The following is a 16,162-nucleotide window of genomic DNA, read 5'->3' as shown; positions in this document are numbered from 1 at the left end:
CAGCATGCGCCCGGGCGAAGGAAAGGTCGCGAGATGTGTAGACTGCGCGTTTCGAAGACGGCTGACGCTCACATTCTTCTCCGCGTTATCCGCGGGGCCCTGCACTCGCACTATGGAGGAGCTGGAATTTCATCTCCGGATGCACATTGAGCTGCAGGCGTGCGCATCAGCTCGGAGTCGCCGGTGGCCACATGCACTGGACAAGCGAACTTCATCCTATGCAACTGGTTCGGACTGAAGTCGGCGAGGTCATCGGACAGAATGGGCAGCCGTCAGTCTTCCCGCAACGTGGGTCGTTTGGAGGAAACGCATGGACCGCAGTGAGGGCAACGATGGCGTCCCGCCCCTTCGTGGCGACCGCGGACTCCCAAGGCGATCTCCGACGATCATCCACGCAGACCTGATCAATTTCGGATAAGGCGGTACCGCAAAGACATCGAGGCGACCGAACGCAGAACGCTTTCTGTCACACTTCCCAGAAGTACCTTGATGAGGCCCGAACGGCCATGCGTTCCGACCACCAGAAGAAGCGTCGGTCGGGTCTCAGCCGTGTAAGGTTGGTTCGCCCAATAGGTGCTGTTCTGGGACCGCCAAGGTCTCCACCCAGGCCAGCAGAATGCGAAACATGTTGTGGCGTGTTTGACGAGTGCGCGCAACCCACGTCCACGAGTGCCAGGGCGATGGAGCCGGCGCAGGTGAGCATGATGTTCACGAAGATGGCTTCCACCGTCACGCGGCGGACCATCAGGGGCCGGTGCAGCCCGCGAATTCGCCATGGCGTCAGTTCGACGATGATGTTCACGAGTTCGGTGGCGCCGGATGCCGATGATCGAGAACCCTCCCCTTCTGAGAGCCATGTAGCCGAACATCCAGGCATTGCAGATCACTATCATCGCGATGGTGGCCAGCAGCTTGGCGATGTTGCCGGTCAAGAGGTCGACGATGTTGTGCAGTGCGGTTTCGATGCCGGCGGCTTGCGCGAATGCGCATCGGTAGGACCACGCGGATGCCGCCTGATCGACGCGTGGGTCGTCTCTCTGCTCGTCGACAGCGGCAGGCTCACCGTCCCCTCCCGTGCCTCGCGATCGTCCGCCAAAGCGCTGACGGCCTCCCCGGGCTAATGCTCGTATTCGGTTGATGGCGCTTCAGAACCCGAACGTGCAACTGTCGATTAGGTGAGCGGACCAAGCCTAGCCTGAAGCGATGGCGACTTGTTGATCGACTTCTTGATCCGTTCGCGCCAGCGCTTTCCTCGTGACAGAGCATCCTCAAGGGCTTCCTGCACATCGTCGGGCCTGTCCAAGGCCAGAACGGTGATGAGAAATTCGGCCTGTAGCCGGTCCTTAAGCGCCTTGAGGCTGTCTGGCCCATCAAGTCGCCGGTCCGCGACTATGAGCTTGTGGATCGCGAAGCGTTCCGGTCGAGGTATCTGAATGAGAACGCCGTCGCGATATGTGACCGCGGCCAGGATTGGCTCCGCAAGCAGATAGTTCAGGTGATGCAGCGATTGGGCATGGACACCCAGGGCAGGCAATGGCCGCAAGGGTTCGTCTTCGGTAAAGGATGGTGTCAGAAATTCGACTAGCGTCTCGTTACGCGTTTGCCTCCAGCGCCAGGCTTTGCCGGGGTCCAGCGCTGGCGCCGGTTCAAATGAGAAATCTCTCAGAACATTATCGAGCGGACTCGATACGGTATCTTCAAGCGCAATGGAAAGGCGCTCGAAGCTCGCAATGTCGATATCGCTCGTCTGAGCTGTCTGGTCGAAGCTGAAGCGAACGCCAAGTTCACCCTCGTAGAGCCGGAATGCCTGCGTCCCAACGACGGTTCCGCCAAGGCGAAATACGCCGGCTGAGGCCAATGCGTGCAGAAGGCTGCCTGTAGCTGCATCGATCCCAAGAAACCCTTCGGCGCGCAACAAACGGACCAGCCGGGCGCGGTTGCGCCTGCGATTTTCACGGCCCTCTCGGAGCGCGCCGATGCGCTGCATTCGGGCGCGTAGTGCTTCGCTGTCTTCCCCAATATAAGTCTTTTTGACGTCTGAGCCGACACGATAGGAATCATACCAGTAGGTTCGGCGCCCGCGCTCTACGCGGGTCGGCGTTCCACGGATTTCCGCGATCGCCTCATCGCGCAAGGACGCAACTAGATCATGATAGGCTGAGTGGGCAATGGGCGAGTGGCGATCGAACATGGGATGCTCAACAAAAATTAGCTTGTTGAACATACGTCGTGTTCAACGAAAGCGCAAATCGTTGAACAGACGGCCCGTTGTTCCGCTCCTTGACGATCGCACGTCCGATGGCCACGCGGTGGTGCTGCCCGCCGAAGAGCTGCGACGGCCGTCTCGAAAAGGGCCGCATCCAGCGATCCGCTAGTGCCCGGCCGGCAACCCTCTAGTGTCGACCTTTCAGGAACCTTCCTCGCGAAGCAGCGAATTCCAATCGGTTCCAATCAAGTCGATCAGACGCAAAGCCCGTCTAAAGCTGCTGGCAGAGCGGCTGACGAGTGAGACTAGCATCAGGAGGAAGAGGCCAAGCGCTCATCCCCATTGTCGATTGCCGGGCACCGCGAAATAGCTTTTGTTTCGTTGCCAAAAAGGCCGGGTCGGCCCGTTTTTTTGCCAGAGACCCTGGCAAGTCCAACCTTCTCCCGCCGGCTTCGGTCGGCGGGCTCTTGTTTCAGCTTTAGCTAAAATGTGAAGCCCGCCGCCAGACGGCAGCGGGCCACATTACAACGACCGGAAAGGCTAGCGGGGTTGGGAACAATCCGGCCGGCAATTTCCAACGAAAGGGGCGAGTTTTTGTTCCGAGGCATTTTTATAGGTCGGCAAAACCTAGCCCCCCTTTTTTCCAGTTAGGCCCGGCGGTCAAACCCCGAGCCCCTGCCCTTGGCCGCCGGGGTCGTGTAACTCGCGACCATCATCGGGATGGCTACGCGATCGTGCCGCGCGCGTTGCAAGTTCATGTGGAAACTTGCGTGAAAGGGTTGCGATAGGATTGCTGATTACGCCGTCTCGCCCATATTCGCAGCCATGGTCGCGGGGCATGTTGAATTGGCGCTGTTTGAGCAGACGTTCATCAATCCAAACGGTTTGCATCGGCCGTTTCCTGATCGGGTAGCTGACGCGGCAGAGAAAACCGGAGGGTCGGTTCTGTTCGATGTTCGCGTTGATGGTGACGTAGAGGTTCAGCGGATGGCGGCGATCGGATACGGTGCAACCGGCACGGCGATAATTGTGATGCAAAAGAGCGGGGAACTTAGGTGCGCGTCAGTGAATGGCGACACGCGCTTTCTGGTTGAGGAGCTCACCGCCTGGTACACGTCACCACTTCACGAGCAAGCGCACGTTGACTATCACGGCACGGCCATAATCTTGCTCGCGAAGCTCCGTAGCGCGGGCCACTTCGCCCGTTCCTAGCCGGACCAGCGCGGGATCCTTAAAAAGAAGGGCAGCCTTTCGGCTGAGAGCTGGCCCGGCCTGCTTCTACTGGGACTCAGGATAGCAGGCCGGGCCACACTCCACAAACGGACCCGGAGTTTCAGAATATTGGAACTCAGGTAACGGTTCCACAACTTATCCTTTTGGCGAGTTCCAGCGTGAGGGCCGCGCATGGCCTACGTGCCGCCACTGTGATTAGGCCCAACCTGCGAATCGAATCCACACATAGGCGCTCCTTCGATCGGCCAATGACTGCCCCCGAGTCGTAAAATTGACACATAGCCGTTCCGCGCGGCGATGAACGGCACCGCTCATCGTGTCGGCAGCAATGGGACAGCTTGGCGTCAACTGCCTCGCGTTGCCAAGATGAGCTTATTTCGCGCTCGTCAGAACAAGCAGGCCTACTTTGGGTCGCTCGATTTGAGGATAGAGGAACCCAACACCCACCGTTTTCCAAGTAACAGCGAAGATTGACGGGCCTATATAACCTCGCCAGCCGGTAGCCTTGCCGGCTGGGCCAGGCGGTCAACAAGCTCCCATCCCCGGACCGTCGGGCTGCTGCTGGACGCCTTGAGGTTGGTCATAGTTGGTGGCAGAATAATAGGGTAAGGGACGGCAAATTGAGGGCTGCCGTTATCGCGTTACAGCGGAGTATTCGAACCCGCTGACTTGGTGCTCCAGCGGGTGTTTGATCAAGTGTGCATCGAACGCCCGCTTAGCCCAAAAAAGCAAGGAACAGAGGGAAGACCTCGCCGCGGAACTCGTCAGCGTTTACCGGAACGGGATCACGGACGAAGGGGAACTGTTGCAGGCACTTTCTAAGCGCCGCTTGGCTTAGGCCCTCACCGCAGTTTTCTGGCGCTAACGGCAGCGCGACATCGTCGGCATGTCCGGCAGCTGCCCGATTGAATCGCTTACCTAAGCACCCACCAAGCGGTGACCGCACACAGCAAAAGCAAGAGCGCAGCAGACGCGATCAATCTTGCTCTTAGCATTCGCCACCTCGGCGGCTCAGCCGGCAGAAGCCCAAGTTGCTGCGCACGCTCCGTAGCGATTTTCGTCCATCCTTGTGCCTCGGACGTAGTCATCAGCGCTGCGATGGCGGCCTCTAATGCGACTTCACAGTTGACGTCCCGATCTGGGCTACCCCTTGGCAATATCGGTGGTTCGACGGCTCGCGACATGCAGAAACAAAGCGGATGGCGGATGAAAGGTTCCCGCGCGCATCAGGCCTTCCAGTCGCGCCACAGAGCATCAGCTTCATCCGTTCCATGCCCCAGATGGAAATATTAGCAACTGCTTGACGAAGCCAGCGGCCGCACCAGAGTCATTCGCATGGCGAAGGGCATCAAGATTGGCGATGAGGTAGCTATCACCGCGACAGTACGGCGCCGGGTGACGGAAGGACGGGTGAGCGTCTCGTCCTCTCCTACGGCTTCCCGCACTCCATCGTAGACAAGACGTCGACGGCGAAGAAGGGCCAGCCAATCGAACTGATAGGCGACGTCACGCAACGCGCGGGCACGTCTACGCGGTCGTCAGGACGCCGAATGGCAATGACGACAGGCCTTGCGGCACCACCACGCCCATGATCCAGGGCACGGCCCCGCCAAGCTCGACATCGGACCCAAAGGCTCAACGAAAGATGAACTTCCGAGTCGGAACGCTTGAGAGGGAAGAGGATTCCAATCGACTATTCGCGGGTTAACCTGTCGCGTTCCCTCGACCCCGGCTCTCTCTTCAATTGCTCGGCTTACCCGCATTGCAATGCGGTCGCCGCACCTGAATCGAGCAAGGCGGTGACGCACGACACTGCCCTCCCGCGCCGGCATGCGCTGGCCGGGATAACTGGGCTTCGCACCGGCGCGATGGGTATCCAAAGGAGCAGCGGAACCGCCAGCCGAGTCTCCTTGCCCAATTATAAGACCCTCAGACTCACACCACGTCGGTGCAGGCCATCGACAAGGTTGCTCAGAATGCGTGTTGCACGCGTCGCGGGCTATCAATCTTCGTGATCACCGGCGGCGTATTCGCCCTTGCGGAGGAACTTCAGGGTGCGGTCCAATTTCCTTTTCGAAAGCATCCCCAAGTGGGCGACGTTCTCACAAGAGAGTCGCAATGGCAGGCGCAATAAGCTCAAGCAGCTATCAGCCCTCGAATTGGAGCGATCATAGGGTCGGCATAACGCCTGCCTCATCGTCGATCCGCTGATATCGCCACAATGCGCTTAGCACTGATGACGCAGGATGATCTGCAGCATCCTGTTTCGGCGGCACGGGGTTTCGCGTCCAACCTTCCGCCATGCGCCATTAATTGTTTGCGCACGAAAGCGCTCAACAACCTCTAAGGTTCATGGCGTGAAGGGAGTGCCAGTCCCGACCCGCCTCCTCTGGAACAATAGAGCGCGAACAACCGTTTTGATTTGTGTAAACCCAAGGAGGCTATCGCCATGGACTGGAACCGCGTTGAGGGAAACTGGAAGCAGGTCAAAGGCAAGGTCAAGGAGCAGTGGGGCAAACTCACTGACGATGATCTGGACCGCATCGCCGGCAGACGGGACCAACTCGAAGGCAAGATCCAGGAACTTTACGGGATTGAGAAGGATCGTGTGCGTCGGGATATCGACGACTGGTATGCCCGACAAGATTGGTAGAATTGCCGTTGGGCCATCGATGGGGAGGCGCTCGCGCGTGCAGCGCCTTTCGTTTTGAGGTGCGCAACTGACGCGCCCCGCGGAAGAGCGGCGAGCTAGACCGGAAAGGCAACCCTTCTAATCGAGGCCGCCCCGGCTTCTCGGTTTCAGTTCTTCTGATCCGCGCAGCCGAGGCCCGTACATCGTTCCGATTACCGCGTTGGAGCTCACCGATTTCTCTGGATCAGCTACACCGACAGGCATCAATCCTCTCTGGAGCGAGCACGAGGCCTCAACCATGAGCGTGGTGAACGGCTGCGATCCATTTGTCGCATCACCGGAGTTACCATCACGCCATGCATAACAATTGAACTCAACACGGCGAAGCACACAGTCACCCAAAGAATTGTCACACCCTCAAATTCAGCCTGCGCATATCGCCATTTCGGATCAATGACGAATGCACACCGCCCAGCCACAGGTGGCCGCGAAGGATAGAAGCCAGGATCGCAGGTGTGCCCGCATTGCCAACAGCGGGCACCGCGGAGAGCGGTTAGTCTAACCACCACACCTAGCAGTTCGCCTCAGTCTGCGGATCACACGCCTTTTTTTCTTGCTTCTGTGGCTTGGGTTTTACCGCCTGCTCACCCTGCTGCTGCTCGGCGGCGGGCTGCTCCTTGACCTTTTTCTTCGGCTTTGCCGCCTGCTCGGGCTCGCCCTGCTGCTGCTCGGCGGCGGGCTGCTCCTTGGCCTTTTTCTTCGGCTTTGCCGCCTGCTCGGGCTCGCCCTGCTGCTGCTCGGCCGCAGGCTGTTCCTGCGTCTTTTTCTGCGGCTTAGCCGCCTGCTCGGGCTCGCCCTGCTGCTCGGCGGCGGGCTGCTCCTTGGCCTTTTTCTTCGGCTTTGCCGCCTGCTCGGGCTCGCCCTGCTGCTGCTCGGCGGCGGGCTGCTCCTTGGCCTTTTTCTTCGGCTTTGCCGCCTGCTCGGGCTCGGCCTGCTGCTGCTCGGCTGCAGGCTGTTCCTGGGTCTTTTTCTGCGGCTTGGCCGCCTGCTCGGGCTCGACCTGTTCGGTCGTGGCGGCGCCTTCGGTCGGCTTCGATTTCCGGCCAGCCTGAACCTTCTTCACCTCCTCGATATCTTTGATCTCAGCTGGTTTGGCATCGGCATCGGCTTTCACCTCGCCTTCAAAGACCCTGACCGTATTGTTTTCCATTTTGCCAGACTGCTCGGGCGCGTCGGTCTTGCTGACCTTGACGACAGTCACCTCCTGGTTGGTCTCCTTCTCGATCACATCAACATCTATGACTTTGTTGATCACCACGTTGTTATGGATCGTCACATCGCCAACCGGCTCGGCTGCCTCGACAATGCGCACAAATTCCGGCTCATCACGGATAACGACGACAGAAATGTCTGCCGCAAGGAATTCGCGTGTGGGGACAACGACCCAGTAAAAATCCGGCGTCGCGTCGAAGGTCACCTCGATTGAAATCAAATCCGGATCACGACGCGGCGGCAGCGGAGCCCAAATCAGGTGCTGCCTGTCACGACGCCAACTCACCCAGGCTGGCGCCCAACGAGTGCCCGGGACCCAGTACCAGCCGATGTCGTCGGCATAGCCCCACCGGCCGTAATGGTACGTCGCCCAGCCGAATGGCTCGTCGGATACCCAGAGCCAGCCATACTGCTCAGTATAGACCCAGTGTCCAAGGGTATATGGACGCCAATCGTCAGGTACATCAGCCGGCACGAAAACGGCCGCTCCGTGGTACGAAACCCAGTCACCATGAGAAGAAAGGTCCTGGTAGAATGTGCTGATCGAAACGTTGTGGCAGCCCGTGCCTCGGACACGAGCGACAATGGCGTAATCGAGTTGGGAATCTCGACGATAGTGAGCAGACAGGCGGCTACGCCGCCCAGCATCAGTCGTACCGCATTTTGAGCAAGGACGCGTTTCATCCCAGTTTCCTCCGAAACAGATCGCCCTTCATCTTTGAAACCCGCCGGCTGTCGGATTGTTCCACTTTGCCCGTATCCGCTCGTGCAACGGCTTGCATCCGAAACGGGCCTAGCCAGCCTCCTTGCTGCTGCGAGGGAGGGAAGGCTGCAAACGCAGGTAAGCCTATCTGACCTTCGAAAGGGCAGCGCGAGAGCAAATCATGGTTCAAACCTTGGAGCGGTGTCGGCTCTCAAGTTGTGATGAGCTTGTCGCTAATCCGGAGAGGACATCCGCATCGGCGCACATTGCAGCGCCCGGAACTAAAGGGGTACCCCGCGGTTCTCTTTTGGAAGGGGTCGCTGGCATGAGGATGCGGCAGTATGGTTGAACTTGTGGTTTTGGAACAGGCGGTCGCCAGGCAACGCATGAAGCGATCAGAAAAATCTCCCCACCAGGCAAAGGCAATAGTCGGCGAGAGCTGCGGGCTCGCGGTTAGCCTCGCCCTTTGCGCTCGTATGCGGAGCCGCCAACGGCTCGTAGCCAGAGGGCGACTGCCGAAGGCCGTCCCGCCGACAAGTGCACACTGAGGAGAGCAGTCGCGATGTTGTTTGAACCTCTCAACATGGATGGCCGAAACCGAAGCGCCATCTACCACGCAGCACGGCTTTCGATGCTGCACGAGCGGCTAGCCAAGAAGCTCGAACAGGTGGACCAAGCAGCCGATCAGGTTGAACAGGCGGCGGCCGATTTGGTTGAGGCCGCGCATCAGCCCGCCGTCCTCGCCAGAGGCTGAACCACCGCTCATGTGCTTCGCCCAGGTCGAGCAGCATTTGTTCCCGAATTGCCGGGCGTATTCCCTGCCCTATTCCTGGCAACAGCAACCAACCGGAGCACAGAACGCTTTGGATTCGAGTCGAGCCAGACAGCCCTGATTGAGCTGACACTGTTTTGCCCTGCCAGCGGTTTCCACATCGTGGATTCGATAGCGGTCGTCCTGGCACAGCTTTCCTCGGCCAAAGTAAAGCCCTCCCCAAGTTGCACCTTGAGAGCGACCGTCGCTTGGTTCGCTCGGCACGTCTGCACTGCCGGGCCGCCGGTTGCTGCGATGCGCTCCAACAGTCGCAGGTCGAATAGCGGCCCCTCTGGCCCGACCGGAACGAGCAGGCACATTTCTGCAAGATCGGACCATGCGACCACTGGCCTGTCGACGAGCGAGTGAGACGCCGGCAAGAGGACGAAGAGGCGCTCGTGCCAAAACACTTCGCTGCAACAGGAAGGGACGGCGCCAAAGTCGTGAGTGAACACGAGGTCGAGGTGCCGGCGGCGTATGGCTGACAGCCACCGCCCCGCGGGAACATCCTCGATGCTAAAGCTCACATCCGGGTAGAGGCTGCTGAAGCGAGCGATGATGCCTCTTAGGATTTCTCCTCCCCTCACACAACACAATCCAATCCGGAGCGTCTTTGCGTCCTTGTCTCCGACACGGTCATCGAAAGCGTCCAGCAATCCTTCGTAGTGAGCTCGCACAACATCGATCCAGGCTCGACCCGGCTCCGTCAAGCGAACGCCGCGGACATCGCGTTCGAACAATTGGACTTCCAAGTGTTGTTCGAGCTTGACGATGTTTCGGCTCACGGAGGATTCTCGAACCCTCATCGCCCTTGCCGCCCGCCTCAGGCTGCCATGATCGACCGCTGCAAGGGCGTACGCCAGTAGCCGCAACGCGTTGCCGTTCGGCGTCATGCCTCGGGCGCTTTGCCGACGGGGATGGTGTCAGTTTCGGCGCAACGCGTTCCCATTCTTCGTTGGTGCAGGAGGCAGTCAATAGTTTTCCTCCGTGCGCGCGGTTGAAGAAGTTCGCCGAGGCACATTTCACGGGACGGCATGATCCGTCAGGCTTCGATACAAGCCCGCTTCGTAGACATACTCATGTGGAATGGCCGGGCCCGCCATCTGCGAGACGTACAGGTTAAGATTTTCCCGGCTGTTGCTCGCCGCAAGGCTGCAGAAATTTCCGCTGTTCCAGGTCATGACGCAGTGTTTGAAATGCGTCCCTACAGCGCGCGACATCTCCTCAAGCGTTACCTCGTTGTTGAACATCGTGGTCAGCACCGCGGTCTTCTTTGCCTCGATCTGCTCTTGCTGGAAGTAGCGAGCCTTGAAGCCGAAATCCTTCTGGCACTCGCGGCGCTGATAGTCGCTGTCGTCAACCGCCCGAAATTTCTCGAGGAATACGAAGATGCCTCCTTCCTTGAGATGCTGCGCCACGAACTCAATCTGTTTGGGTCTGTTCGGCGAGTACATTTGAAAGGTGGTATCTTCGAGGATTATGTCGAATCCGGAAGCGAATTTGCCCAACCGGGCGTTTGAATTGAGGACGGCCTTGGTCAGTCGATGGAACGGGCCGACAAAGAACTCGGCGTCTGGCGGTTCGCCATATGCCATGAAGCACTTGTAATTTTCCGCGTTAGGACTGCAGGAGAGGCTGTGGATTTTCCCGCGGGACAATTCCGATAGTGTTCTCGCCATGGTGCCCTCCGCTGTGCCAAGGCTATATAACGACAGCTGGGCACCGCGAATTCGTGCATATCTCAGCACGCCGTAAGCCATCCGGCACTCCTCCTCCAACCGGTAGGGAATGCTGCTGTGATAGTGCTGATCGAAGAAGCCTTGTCGTGCCGCATGCAAGCCGATCAAGTCGCGAATGAGGTTATCGTTCTGAAGAAGCCTGGAATCGACCTCGGGCTTGCGTGTAGGCACTCCGCTTTCGCCGGCTGCCGTCGTCGCGAAAAAGCCTGACAGTTCGTTGATCCGCGGGGCGCGGTCGCATTCAGCCAGAAAGTCGTCGAGTCCTCGCATCGAATTGAGCCTCCCACTACCCGTGTGATCGGTGAGATGCCTCAACTCGACAACGGCGCGAAGATTAGCGCCGAGTAATATTCTTGGTGGTCGAGTATTGGCGGAGGCGAGGAATAGAATGGCCTTGTAGAAGCGGCTTCCATCGAATTGCGATTTTTTCGCTCGCGCCACATCAACCGACAACTCTGAATTATTTGTGAGTTGTCCAACAACCTATGGTTAGGCACAAACAGGAGGATGAGTAGTCACCGAAGGAGTCGCTTCGATTGGCGGATATTTTTTGCCTCGACCCGACCACATTGCGCCGTTCGCGGCACCAAACCCTTGTTCACCAATATGAGAGCTGGGGGAACATACGCGCAGACGTAATTAAGAGAACGGGTTTAGAGCGGCAAGAAACGAGAATTGCCCACCCCCGGCATATGTTCTTGATGAACTTGAAGGGTGCCGCCCGGCGCGGAGAAGACTTCGTCGACGGTCGCCGGGTTTCTTTCTCGGCCAGGCGGCCCGGTTCGATTATCTACATCCCCGCCGACAGCGAATGGACTGGTTGGGATGAGGGTGACGCAATCGCCTCATGCCTGCTCGTGTCCATCGCGCAGGAGTTCGCAGATGAGACCTTCGAAGGATTTGCATCCTACCGCCGGGCGGGACTCCCCCCGTGGATCGGATTCCGTGACAACACCATAGAAGTGGCGTTGCAGAGAATAGCCGCCGAGCTCAGGTTTCCTGATCCAATAAGCACGACGATGGTGGAGAGCCAGGTCACGCAATTGTTCGTGCAAATGGTCAGGTTGAACCGAACCGGCCGCAAGCCGGCAAAAGGCGGTCTCTCGACTTTCGATCTCAAGCGCGTCGTGGGAATGATGGAGCCATCCCCAGACGCCAAACCCACGCTGGCCGATCTAGCAAAAGAGCTAGGTATCAGCCGTTTTCATTTCGGCAGGGCGTTCAAGCAGTCGACTGGAATGACGCCGCATGCCTTCATCGCGCAGCGCCGATTGGTACAGTCCGCGGAGATGTTGCGGTCGACGGATTTGTCGGCGACAAAAATCGCGATGGAATGCGGCTTCGCAAGCTCAAGCCACCTCACGACCGCGTTCAAGCGCGCCTTTGGCACGAACCCGATAGAGTTTCGGCGCAAATCCAGGATCTAGCCCGGACCCCTTTTATTCAGCAAGGAATTGAAAGGCTCGGCATCCCGTTAAATCCGACATCGCCGGAGTGGGCATGACATGCGGTCAATGGATGGGCGGGCCGCCGATGTCACGCGAAGTTCGGTTTCATTATGCCAAAGGAACGCTCCGTGAGCCCCGCGCCTTCATTGGCTTCCTTGCCAGTGCGTTGTCCGCGTCTGTCGGACGAAACGGCTACTACATCGCATGCTCATGGACCCTCGTCGAAGCAGGGTATGGAAGCGCGAGTGTCGCGACGTTGCTCGCGATCGTCAGCGTTGTCGAATTTGTCGCGAGCCCCCTGGCTGGCGCAATGGCGGATCGGTTTGACAGACGACTGCTGAATATCGCAGCGGACGTTAGTCGCTTTGCCGTCATGCTCGCCACAGCCTGCGCGCTTCCCTATCTGGACTTGTTTCCAGCGATCTGGTGTTCAGCGATTCCCTTTGCGCTATGTGACCGAGTTGCACTTACGAGTTCGCAGTCAATGATCCCTCTCGTTGCGGGAGGCGATCTGACAGCTTCATATTCCATTGTCTTCTTCGTCACGCAGTTCGGATGTCTTGCGGCAGCGCTGCTCGTGGGTGCGTTGCCAAACGACCATTCCGCAACCGTGGTGTTCGTCCTTCTTGCCGTATGTTTTCTTGTTTCGGCGGGAAGCATGTCCAGCATTCGTGGCGGCTCGGCGTCTGGCGAACGCAACGGGCTTGTTCTCAATATTGACGGGCGCCTGGTTCGTCTCTTCGCCGTCTACGCGCTGCTATATGGAGGCGCGGTGTTGGTCAGCGTGATGGGATCAAGCTTCGTTTTCGTAGAACAGAAGGGCACCGCCGCGGACTTCGCTCGCGTCGAGGCAGCCTGGTCGGCGGGTTCTCTGATCGGAGCCGCACTGCTCAGTCGGCTGACAGGAACGATAAGTCCTCATGCATTGCATCTCATGGTTTTAGGCTTAACCGCGCTCGCGCTGATGGCGCTGGTACTCCTGCGCGCGCCCTGGACATTGACCATGTTTGCCGCGCCTGGGGTTCTCTACAATCTGGGCCGGGTCAGCGTCGAGGTCACACTGCAGTCGCGTGTACCCGATAAGGCCTTGGGCAGGGCCAAAGGTGCCATGCACAGCCTCGCAGTCGGGCTTGGGTTTGTCATTTTCAGCATCGCAACCGTTTTGGGAGACCAGGCCTTTCCGTCGACAATTTTCCTCGGTTTCGCTGCTTCTCTTCGGCGTTGCTGCCTTGAGCATCAACGTCGCTCGGCAAGAGGGGGATCTATGACGTGTATGAGCTAACAGGAGCCGCAGGAGCGAAACTGGCCGTGCTCAGATCGCTGGCGACACTCTACCCGTGGATGCAACACTACTTTTCCCGTCCGATCCGCGACTACGCGGCCAGGCTGTACGAGGCACCAGTTTCGACAGCCATGCCTGAAATTCGGCAATACGCTCTGACCAAGCTGCTCGACGCGATTAAAAGCGCGGGGAAGCGAAATGGATTGCCGCTCGACGCGGTCGCAGAAATCTGCAGGGAATTTGAAGAGCGTCGCGTTTTGCAGACGGGTCCTCACCTGCTGCTCCTGATGGACCCGGAGGCTTACTACACTCACATGCTTAGCCTCCTGGGCCTCTCCGCGCATGGCTGCTCTACCTACCTGTCCTATGCCGTTTCCACGGTGAGCCTCGTTGAAAGGGCTCGAAAGGGGCCGGGCTGGCTCACAGTTGATCAGACGCCGATCAACGTCTTCGGCCTCCCCCGAAGTCGCATGATCGGGTACAGCCTTCTGACTGGGCCTGGAGCCTATCGGTTCGAACTGGTGCCAGCGGAACAAGGCGCTGAGCCAGACGCGCTTGCGGTGCTTCACAATCTTCTGCCGAAGGGCCAATTCGAACGGCCAGCACACGCCATAAAGGAAGCTAATTGCAGCCTGTGGCCGAAGCTGTTTGGAAGCCGCTTTACCTTCTTGCAGGTGGACGACGAGGATATTGCCGGTCTGGTGGCGGACCATCTGTCGGACGAGAACTCCTGGCTGCGGACGAGGCTGCTGGAAAACCCAAGGCTCGCGTTGAATATGCTTGCAGAGATCGACAGGCTTGCAGACGGCCCCTGGAGTGGCTGGCTCGCGCGCGGTACCGACTTCTTCTGGTTCTATCAAAATGGCAGGCGCCTGCCACTGCGGCTGGTCGCTGGCGAACTCGTCAATCCGGCAACAGGGTTGAAGATGGTTCGCTTTGAGGCTGCCGAAATCATCGAGCGGTTGGCCGACCGCAGTCTAATTCCGAATCTCCTTCTCATGTTTCTGGTCGTGTCGGTCCTGCCGGGCATCCGCGCGCTCGGAGGCAGTCATCAGCCGGTCTACTACCCCCTCATGCGCTATGTGGTCTGCCGCGCACTCGAGGCTGGAGATGTGGATGCCGATCTGCGGGAGGCTCTCGTCGCGGATGATCTACCTGGCGCTTGGGGACACCGAGTAATTGAGTGCGATGACGATCTCTTGGAGGTTTTTCGAAACGGAGACACGGCCGCGTCCAGCGATATCATGGACCGGCTCGGAAAAATTCCCTTCGCAAAAGCCTGTGGCAGTATGACCAGTTTTACTTCGGACGCGTCGTGGCAAGAGCTTAGCAGACAGTTGGGCGAGCAGGCGATCTCACCCACTGATGCGGAATGGGCCTTTTCCTGAGCAAGAGCAATAGGCGCAGGACATCACGCTCCGTCGAGCGTCTCCATCGGCGCCACACGCAGTCGGATCGATTCACTTCAGACCGGCAGCCCGAGTTGCTTTCGCAGGCTTTTTTCGAAAGCCGATGCGGGCACGAAACGGCGCAGGAAGGAAACTGACCTGGCGCGCCATCTTTCCCGCTGCGTAGCGCAGCTTCGGCGTAGGATCGGTTGCGGCCGTCAGCATTCGCGTCTGTGCGGCAATGCGCTCGCCACTTAGGAACCGACAGTCGATGCGCTCGTTCTCTTGAGCGATCTGGAGGCCCGAATGTTCAATCCGTGGTTCGATCTTTGTTTATCGGCGCTGGAAGCTCACCAGGTAATCTGGCTTCGAACGCTGCGGATTGCCCAGGGAGTAAATTGGTAGAGCGCGAGAAGCGAAGCAAATGATCACAGAAAGTCGAGGCGGCCGCGCCCGCCGGCACATCTCTTCGCTACCGGCTCGGCGGGCAAGGTCGCAGCCGTCTATAGTAGGGAAAATCAACGCCAACAAAAAACGGCTCTCGCCGCCGCCAATCGAATTTTATTTCGTGGCTCCATTCGCACCCACCGGCGGCACGTCCTGCTACCGTGGGGCCACGGGCAAGTTGGTCTGGAGGCTGAAGCAAGCCTGCAAATGTCAACGAGCGGCAGCTTCATCGGCGATAGCCACGCGACGGCGATAGACCATTTCCCAGCCCAGCCAGCCTGTAACCAGCATCAGGAGAACGGCAAGGATTGAGAGTACTAGCCCCGTGGAATCGGCCGCGCCGCTGCTGTAGCGCCGGTACCAGTTAACCGCCTCGATCAGCACCAAGACCAAGTTTCCCAAGAAGTGTACCCAGGCTATAGGCAGGGCCCGAATCTGGGGCTCACCCAGAAAATCTGTAAAACCCATCACAGCGGCTAGGAGCGCCATCACCACGCCCGTGACCAGAAGGTATTCGCTCGCTTGGAACCAGAAAGGGTCTCCGGTCCCGATCAAGTCGCAAACTAAGGCGCCTACGAACGCAGCAATTGGGAAGGGCACGAGCATTGGATGAAGCGGATGACCGGCGATCGTCGCCGTTGCCCGGGGATTGGCCATAACTTCCTCCAGAAGTTGCCCTGAACGCGCTTACAACGGCGAGTAGGGAGGGAAGGTTCCATTTGCGGCCTCCGTTCGCTGTGGAGGTTCCGATCGTCACAAAGGGTACGCCTCCGCCTCGCGACCGTTAGCTTTGATGGCACTGGCTGACGACATCGAAATGGTGCAGGGGCACGTGAGGTTGGGAAGACGACACATCTCCGAGCAGCGCGAGCGCATCTCTGATTTGGAACGTCTCCAATTGCCTACCGGCAAGGCATTCGAAGTGCTTATCTGTTCGAAAGTATGCAGGACCTGCACGAACGGCACCTATCGCGATTGCATGCGCTGGTCCAGATTTAGCC

Annotated in this window: 11 protein-coding genes and 2 pseudogenes; 6 read left to right on the top strand and 7 right to left on the bottom strand. The window is 58.7% G+C overall.

Annotated elements, in window-relative coordinates:
* Positions 1-787 precede the first annotated feature (787 nt).
* Both EN786_RS39085 and EN786_RS34480 read right to left on the bottom strand, forming a co-directional pair.
* Positions 788-986 (bottom strand): annotated as a pseudogene (locus tag EN786_RS39085) (TrbC/VirB2 family protein); the annotation flags it as partial.
* A gap of 185 nt (positions 987-1,171) precedes the next feature.
* Positions 1,172-2,224 (bottom strand): GSU2403 family nucleotidyltransferase fold protein, encoded by a 1,053-nt coding sequence (locus tag EN786_RS34480; protein WP_245478401.1) that lies wholly within the window; start codon positions 2,222-2,224, stop codon positions 1,172-1,174.
* An 828-nt stretch (positions 2,225-3,052) separates the two neighbouring features.
* On the opposite strand from EN786_RS34480, the gene EN786_RS34475 reads away from it, so the two are divergent.
* Entirely contained in the window at positions 3,053-3,418 is a 366-nt protein-coding gene (locus EN786_RS34475; protein ID WP_245478402.1) for a hypothetical protein, read from the top strand.
* 2,470 nt (positions 3,419-5,888) lie between these two features.
* Entirely contained in the window at positions 5,889-6,092 is a 204-nt protein-coding gene (locus tag EN786_RS34460; RefSeq protein WP_127283989.1) for a CsbD family protein, read from the top strand.
* 550 nt (positions 6,093-6,642) lie between these two features.
* Here the strand turns inward: EN786_RS34460 and EN786_RS34450 are convergent.
* Positions 6,643-7,887, bottom strand: coding sequence for a DUF6600 domain-containing protein (locus EN786_RS34450; protein ID WP_348642264.1), 1,245 nt, complete (start codon positions 7,885-7,887; stop codon positions 6,643-6,645).
* A 721-nt stretch (positions 7,888-8,608) separates the two neighbouring features.
* On the opposite strand from EN786_RS34450, the gene EN786_RS34440 reads away from it, so the two are divergent.
* A complete protein-coding gene (locus tag EN786_RS34440; protein ID WP_127283992.1) occupies positions 8,609-8,800 on the top strand; it encodes a hypothetical protein in 192 nt (63 codons plus the stop codon).
* 8 nt (positions 8,801-8,808) lie between these two features.
* Here the strand turns inward: EN786_RS34440 and EN786_RS34435 are convergent, their stop codons facing one another.
* On the bottom strand, positions 8,809-9,750 hold the full coding sequence (locus tag EN786_RS34435) for a LysR family transcriptional regulator (RefSeq protein ID WP_127283993.1): 942 nt from the start codon (positions 9,748-9,750) through the stop codon (positions 8,809-8,811).
* A gap of 129 nt (positions 9,751-9,879) precedes the next feature.
* Positions 9,880-10,866: a class I SAM-dependent methyltransferase gene (locus EN786_RS34430; protein ID WP_127309116.1), complete on the bottom strand. Its 987-nt coding sequence runs from the start codon at positions 10,864-10,866 to the stop codon at positions 9,880-9,882.
* Positions 10,867-11,297: 431 nt separating this feature from the next.
* Here EN786_RS34430 and EN786_RS34425 point away from each other — a divergent pair, with 431 nt between their 5' ends.
* From EN786_RS34425 to EN786_RS34415, 3 genes are all read left to right on the top strand, one after another.
* Positions 11,298-12,023 (top strand): helix-turn-helix transcriptional regulator, encoded by a 726-nt coding sequence (locus EN786_RS34425; protein ID WP_245478136.1) that lies wholly within the window; start codon positions 11,298-11,300, stop codon positions 12,021-12,023.
* 106 nt (positions 12,024-12,129) lie between these two features.
* Entirely contained in the window at positions 12,130-13,326 is a 1,197-nt protein-coding gene (locus EN786_RS34420; RefSeq protein ID WP_189340246.1) for an MFS transporter, read from the top strand.
* A complete protein-coding gene (locus EN786_RS34415) occupies positions 13,314-14,714 on the top strand; it encodes a hypothetical protein (protein WP_127309118.1) in 1,401 nt (466 codons plus the stop codon). Before EN786_RS34420 ends, EN786_RS34415 begins: the two co-directional genes overlap by 13 nt.
* 77 nt (positions 14,715-14,791) lie before the next feature.
* Here EN786_RS34415 and EN786_RS39080 read toward each other — a convergent pair.
* Positions 14,792-14,957 (bottom strand): annotated as a pseudogene (locus EN786_RS39080) (short-chain dehydrogenase/reductase); the annotation flags it as partial.
* A 414-nt stretch (positions 14,958-15,371) separates the two neighbouring features.
* Positions 15,372-15,818 carry a DUF2231 domain-containing protein gene (locus tag EN786_RS34405; RefSeq protein WP_127283997.1) on the bottom strand — a complete coding sequence of 149 codons (447 nt, stop codon included), beginning with the start codon at positions 15,816-15,818 and terminating at the stop codon, positions 15,372-15,374.
* Positions 15,819-16,162 lie beyond the last annotated feature (344 nt).

It is taken from the genome of Mesorhizobium sp. M4B.F.Ca.ET.143.01.1.1 (assembly GCF_004792275.1).
GTDB classification, from domain to species: domain Bacteria; phylum Pseudomonadota; class Alphaproteobacteria; order Rhizobiales; family Rhizobiaceae; genus Mesorhizobium; species Mesorhizobium abyssinicae.
The sequence above is the reverse complement of the archived record's forward strand: the minus strand, read 5'-3'. Positions and strand labels throughout refer to the sequence as shown.